Source organism: Dysosmobacter segnis, from assembly GCF_014297285.1.
Lineage (GTDB): Bacteria > Bacillota > Clostridia > Oscillospirales > Oscillospiraceae > Oscillibacter > Oscillibacter segnis.
Genome location: NZ_JACOQI010000101.1, coordinates 1 through 912 on the forward strand (window position 1 = coordinate 1; position 912 = coordinate 912).

The 912-nt window shown below is 52.1% G+C and carries 2 protein-coding genes; both read left to right on the forward strand.

Going from position 1 to position 912, the window contains the following annotated elements; translation table 11 throughout:
* A partial coding sequence (locus H8Z83_RS19225; protein WP_187016495.1) for an antirestriction protein ArdA occupies positions 1-519 on the forward strand: 519 nt, incomplete at its 5' end.
* Between the two features lie 133 nt (positions 520-652).
* On the forward strand, positions 653-912 hold a 260-nt coding region (locus H8Z83_RS19230), incomplete at its 3' end, for a PcfB family protein (RefSeq protein WP_207732106.1).

Sequence of the window (912 nt, forward strand, 5' to 3'; positions counted from 1 at the left end):
CATTTGAGCGAGTATGAAAATCTGGACGAGCTTAATCATCTGGCCTGCCTGCTTTCCGAGCTTACCTCATCGGAGCTGGAAACACTGGAGGCCGTCCTCGACAGCGGCGATCACTGTTCTTCGGTGCGGGACATCATCAATCTGACACAAAATCTGGACTGTTACGGCTTTTACCCCGGCGTATCCGATGAGGAAACGCTGGGGCGTATTTATGTGGACGATCTGGAAATGTTGGATGTGCCGGATCAGGTAAAACCGTATTTCGATTATGAGGCGTATGGCCGGGATGCCTGCATCCACGAAAACGGCCATTTTGCCCCGGGCGGCTATGTTGTCAAAGAAAGCGATCATTTCGTGGAAGTGTATCACGGCTTGCAGGATATTCCCAAGGAGCATAAGGTATTCTCTTTCCCGAAGCTCTCTATCCGGGAGCAAATGGCCGCTTATCAGGAAATCATAGACGGTTCTTCTTTGGAGGGCTACCGTCAAATGCAGAAAAAAGACCGTGGGGATCGGTGATGGCACTTCGAGACAAATTGTCCCAAGGAAGGAGGCGGTGTAACTGATTGATGAAGATATTTCCCGGCGTACGATAGCCATATCCGTAAAAACAACCAAGCTGACGGCGCGGGGACTGGCGTATGTGCTGGGCATGGTGGGCCGGAAGATCCGCAAGGCATACCGTGGGCGGCAAGTACCGCATGGAAAACAAAGTGTGCGAAAGCTCATGGCCCACGGTACAGCCACAAACAGCATTGAGCTATCCGGGGATGCCAAGTCCTTTGACCGCGTGGCCCGGAAATGGAATGTAGACTATGCGTTCTATAAAACCGGGCCGGACAAATACCTGCTGTTTTTCAAGGCTGGACAGGCAGACGCAATGACCGCCTGCTTTTCTGAGTATTCCCGGAA